2 protein-coding genes and 1 pseudogene are annotated in these 2,787 nt (G+C 76.1%); 2 read left to right on the top strand and 1 reads right to left on the bottom strand.

The window, feature by feature from the left end; translation table 11 throughout:
* Both CA984_RS43555 and CA984_RS43550 read left to right on the top strand, forming a co-directional pair.
* A pseudogene (locus tag CA984_RS43555) lies at positions 1–542 on the top strand (hypothetical protein); the annotation flags it as partial.
* Complete coding sequence (locus CA984_RS43550; protein WP_086579112.1) at positions 539–2,356, top strand: hypothetical protein; 1,818 nt, start codon at positions 539–541, stop codon at positions 2,354–2,356. The pseudogene CA984_RS43555 and the gene CA984_RS43550, both read left to right, overlap by 4 nt.
* A 35-nt stretch (positions 2,357–2,391) precedes the next feature.
* On the opposite strand, the gene CA984_RS46895 is transcribed toward CA984_RS43550, so the two are convergent.
* On the bottom strand, positions 2,392–2,787 hold a 396-nt coding region (locus CA984_RS46895; RefSeq protein ID WP_086579111.1), incomplete at its 5' end, for a hypothetical protein.

Here is a 2,787-nt window from a genome sequence, read left to right as displayed (position 1 = left end):
CCCCGGTCCCGGCCCTGGTCCCGGCCCCGGCTCCCCGGCGGATGCGTCCGGTGACCGGTGCGGGCATCCGGCCGCGCCCGCCGGAGGGCGTCGGGGAGAAGGCCCGGCGTGCCGGGCGCTGCCGCCGGTTCGCGGTGCCGGTGATCCTGCTCGGACTCCTCGACATGCTCGGCTCCGCCGTTCACCCGGCCGGGCCGGCCGGCGTCACGGAGCCCGGATACGCCTCCGCGTGGCCGGTGGTCGACGCGATCGCGGCCGGGATCGAGCGCAGCGGGCTGAGCGACCTCGGCGGATGGGCGCTGTTCGGGATGCCCGGCATCCCGGGCACCCTGCTCTGCACCGCGCTGCTGGCCACCGCGGCCGTGGTGGCCTCCTCGCACCGGCTCTGGCGGCGGCCGCGCCTGCGGGTGTTCGCCTACCGCGCGGCGGTCGTGCTCGCCCCGCTCCTGCTGCTGCGCCTGCTCGCCACCTCGCTCGTCCCCGCCGGTCTGGGCCTGTACACCCTGCTCTCCCTCCTCGGACTGCCGGCGGGGGAGGCATGATCCCCCGCACGTCCGTCCCGTGGACCCTCGGCGGGAGATACGCGCCCGAGCGCTTCCTGCTCCAGAACGAGGAGTGCGACCTCTACCTCGCCTACCCGCACGGGGGCGACTCCACGGCGGTGACGCTCAGGATCTACCGCCCGGGGCTGAGCGCGGACCCGGCCCTGCTGGAACGGGTGGCCGGTCTCATCACGGTGGAGCCGTACACGACGAAGCTGATCGACTACGACCGCGCGAAGGCGACATGGCTGGTCCAGGAGTTCCTCCCGCTGGGAAGCCTGCGCGACCTCATGAACTTCATGCACAGGGGGCCCTTCCACGAGGAGCGCGCGCGTGAGGTCGTGGCCGCCGTCACCCGCTGCCTCGTCGGCTGGCAGAACACTCTGGGACACGAGGTCGGCGACTTCGGCCCCGAAGACCTGCTGGTCAGGCAGACCGAACCGCTGGTCCTGGCGCTCGGCCACCACCGTGCCGCGCAGTGGGCGGCCCTCCCCGACGGCTCTCCCTGGCCCGCGGCGCCCGAGACCCTCGAAGGGGTCCGCGGCGCCCCCGCCGCCTGGTGGACGCTGGGTGTCGTCGCTCACGAGCTGCTGACCGGGCGTCCTGCGGTGTTCGAGCCGGGCGACGCGGCCGTCGACCTCGGAGCCGCCGGCCGGGAGGGCTGGGAGCCGCTGCTCGCCGGTCTGCTGACCGTCGACCCCGCCGCCCGGTGGGGCGCGGCCGAGGTGCGGTCGTGGCTGGCGGGCGCCGCGCCGGACGTCGCGCCCGTCCGCCGGTACGCTCCCGTGGAGTTCGCCGGCCGGAGCCATGCCACCCCTGCCGCCCTGGCGATCGACCTGACCGCGCGGCCCGGGGCGGCCGAGTCCTGGCTGCGCGACGGCGGCCGGAACCGGCTCGCGGCCTGGCTCGATCGCGAGGTCCGCGACGAGCGCTTCGACCGGGGATGGCTCGACAAGGCGGAGCCCGTGGCCGTCGCCGCCTTCGCCGCCGCGTTCACGGCCGGGCTGCGGCCGAGATACCGGGGAATGGCGATCGACGCCGAGGGCCTCCTCGACCTGGCCAGGGGCGGATCGTCCGGCCACCACGCCGTCGCCGACGCCGTGGCGGCCGGCGCGCTCGCCCACGCGGCCCGCCACCGCTGCTCGCATCCGCGGTGCCCGGAGGGTACGGCGGGCGGATGCGCGCGCCTGCTCGAGGTCGAGGCCGAGGTCCCCGTCGTGATGGCCGAGGTGCGCGCCGTGCTCGACCGGCTGTACGACATCGTCGGACCGGTCTCCGCCGGGACGTGGGAGCGGGGCGTGGCGGCGGCCGTCGAGCTGTGCCTGGTCCCGCAGGCCGCCCGCGCGCAGCGATGGCGGCTGCGCGCCGAAAGCCTGCACCCGCTGCGCCGGGCCGCGATCGGGCGGGTCACCTGGTGGTCGGAGCAGCGCAGGAAAGCCCTGAAGGGCAACGCCGGGGAGGTCGAGACCCGCGCCGCCATCGTGTCGGTGCTCCTGCTCACCTCAAGCGCCGACGAGGCCGGCAGGCAGCTCGCCGAGGAGAGCCGGGAGGAGTTCCGGCGGCGGAGGCAGGAGCTCACGGACCAGGGGCGTTCGGTCCTGGTCCGGGCCGGCAGGACCGCCGAGTCCCTCTGGTTCGAGCTGCGGCTGCGCTACCCGGCGATCAGGACGGCGGTGACGCGGGTGCTGGTGGAGCGCTCCGAGAGCGGGCTCTCCCGGGGCCAGGCGGGCTGGCGCCACGCGCGGGCGCGCTGGCAGAGCCGGTACGGCCGATGGCGGCTCGACCGCGCGGAACGGCGGCGGGTGGGACGCTGACCGGCGGCCCGCGGCCGGGCACGCGCGCCGCGGGCCTACTGCTCGTAGAAGAAGACGATCATCTTGACCCGGTCGGCGCCCTGCTCGGTCCACTGGGCCAGTGCCGTGGCACCCGCGAAGCGCGGCTGGCCCGCGATGACGGCGTCGCTCACCCGCTTCGCGACCTGCGTGGCGGGTCCGATGCTCGACCGCGGCGCGGCGCCGTAGGCGATGATGATCCCCGCCTGGCGGTCGCGGCGCAGATGCTCGCGGCAGGGGCCGGGGTCCGCCCCGAGCACGGCCTCCGGGTCCCTGCCGGCGAGCACCGCGTCCATCCTCCTGACCACACGGCGCTCCTCGGCCGTCCGGGCCGGGCCGGAGCCGAGCATCGGCCCGAAGTCCGCCCTGATCAGAAGCTCGCAGTAGTCCTTGCTGAGCAGCCGGGCCGGTGC

Source organism: Streptosporangium minutum (assembly GCF_002149035.1).
GTDB classification, from domain to species: Bacteria; Actinomycetota; Actinomycetes; order Streptosporangiales; family Streptosporangiaceae; genus Streptosporangium; species Streptosporangium minutum.
This window is presented reverse-complemented; position numbering and strand designations above follow the sequence as displayed.